Below are 2,352 nucleotides of genomic sequence, written 5' to 3' on the forward strand. Positions count from 1 at the left end.
TATAATGCAATAAATAAAGAATTGTAAATCGTAGAAAAATGTAGACTCATCATATTACGCGAATTGTGACAATGACGTTACATCCTCCCCACAAAGTGACAATTATATAACGTCCTCTATACAGAAACATGCGGTTTTAAGCCATTTTCGTGGCAAAGAAGCCGCATATTTTTTGTAGCAATGACGTAACATCCTCGGGGCATTCTGTACAGCACAAAGTCTCCCTGAAATATAAAAAACCCGATCCCCCGGACCAGTAAAGACAAAGCTCCGGGGGATCGGGTTACTATATCAGGGAAGCTGTTGGCTGGCTTTCTTTGCACTTTTCCGGTTCAGCCAGAGGAAGAAACCGATGTTCAGACAGATACCGACTGCTGTGGACACCGGAGCTGCAAGGCCGATTTTGGTCAGGCTGGCATTCGGCTGGATACTCATATAATAGGACAGGGGAAGTCGGATCAGAAGAGTCTGGATCAATCCCTGGCACATCACCCAGAAGGTTTTGTCATTTCCATTAAAATATCCGATCATACTGAACAGCACGGCAGTAAGCAGTGTTTCCGGGGCAAAACCTTTCAGGTAGGCGTAGGCGCTCCGGATAACGGCACTTTCGGTAGTGAAGAAACCGGAGAGAACATCGCCCTTTAACAGCACGAGAGCGAAGACAAAACAACCGAAAAACAACCCCACACCGATACCGGTAAACATGGATTGTCTGGCGCGCTTCTGATTGCCGGCACCCACATTCTGAGAAACGAAAGATGCCATGGACTGCATCAGAGAGCTTGGGATCAGCATGGCAAAGTTCACGATCTTACAGGCGACCCCGTAACCGGAGGAAGCTTCGAGTCCCAGACGGTTCACAAAGGCACACAGAGCCAGAAAAGAAAGCTGCGTCAGGCACTCCTGCAGAGCCAGAGGAAGACCGATGGTAAAGAACTTTCCACACTGATCGTTCAGACGGAAATCAGACCTGCAGATCTTAAATGGCTGTTTCTTCTTTATCAGAAGAATAACCGCACACACCACACTGACAGCTTGTGCAAAAACGGTGGCGAGGGCTGCTCCGGCAGCATCCAGATGGAGTCCGGCAACGAGGATCAGATCACCGCCGATATTGACGATACAGGCAACAAGAACAAAGAGCAGCGGTGACTTACTGTCCCCCAGACCACGGAAGATCGCAGCCATCAGATTATAGGCGACGATGAAAAAAATACCGCTTCCACAGATACGCACATAACTGGTGGTCAGATCCACAGCTTCTGCAGGGGCCTGCATAAGTACGGCGATGGGATGTGCAAAAACCACCATCAGGAGAAATAAAACAATAGAAATTGCCGCAAAAACGATAACTCCGCCACCGATCACAGAACCGATCCGTTCCGGCCTTTTTTCACCCAGATAACGGGCGATGAGAATAGTGATCGCAGTAGCAAACTGAATTACGACAAAAGTAACGAGATTTAGTACCTGGCTTCCTGTGGAAACCGCGGAAAGTCCGGAGGTGGAACCGAATCTTCCCACTACCAGTAAGTCAACGGCTCCATACGCAGCCTGTAATACCAACGCTCCCAGGATCGGAAGCATAAAGAGGGCAAGTTTTTTCAGAATACTGCCCTGTGTAAAATCATTTTTTGCATTTGTCAAGGTCAGGTCTCCTTTCACACATAATCTGATGTACCGCATCGATGGTGCGGATCGTACATTTCACATCTTCTTCCGGGATATCTTCCATAAAAGAGGTGAGAGTGGTAAAAAACTGTTCGTTGTAGATACGGGACAGTTCCCTACCGGCTTCTGTAAGAGAAAGATAGGTGATACGACCGTCTTCGGAAGAGGCAGCCTTTTTCAGATAGCCTTTGGCCTCCATCGCTTTCACCGTCCGTGTCACACCGGGTCTCGGCAGATCCAGTGCATCGCTGATATCCGATATCTTTGCCCGGACACCCTGCTTCTCCAGCATCTCAATAATATCCAGATAATGAATATACGCAGGAGTCACCCCCGCCGGCAGAGGTGGAAGCATCCCCCGGACCCGCTGCGCCAGATAACAGGCATCCATCATACGTTTCATAAGTTCAACGTTCATTGTGATACTCCTTTAATGGTTACTATTGGTAATTATCAACGGTAATTATAAGAAGACAGAAAAGAAATGTCAAGAAATTATTCCAAGGTTACTGTTCACATTGCAGTTTCCGGTAAAATCAGGTAGAATAGTGAATATTCTTGTGCGATGAAATCGCACTTCCGGAAATCTGGAAATCAGATGTCCGGAAAGTGGAAATCATCTCATGCGAGTTTACTCGCGTAATGCTTTATCTAAGCCGTATACCTCTCGCATTGATC

The 2,352-nt window shown here is 47.3% G+C and carries 2 protein-coding genes; both read right to left on the reverse strand.

The features are described 5' to 3' along the window. Positions 1 to 291: 291 nt before the first annotated feature. Positions 292 to 1,650 (reverse strand): MATE family efflux transporter, encoded by a 1,359-nt coding sequence (locus MSA64_RS08105; RefSeq protein WP_287891264.1) that lies wholly within the window; start codon positions 1,648 to 1,650, stop codon positions 292 to 294. Continuing rightward, entirely contained in the window at positions 1,631 to 2,092 is a 462-nt protein-coding gene (locus MSA64_RS08110) for a MarR family winged helix-turn-helix transcriptional regulator (RefSeq protein ID WP_118575205.1), read from the reverse strand. Before MSA64_RS08110 ends, MSA64_RS08105 begins: the two co-directional genes overlap by 20 nt. Positions 2,093 to 2,352 lie beyond the last annotated feature (260 nt).

Source organism: Oliverpabstia sp., from assembly GCF_022785585.1.
In the GTDB taxonomy this organism is placed as follows: domain Bacteria; phylum Bacillota; class Clostridia; order Lachnospirales; family Lachnospiraceae; genus Oliverpabstia; species Oliverpabstia intestinalis.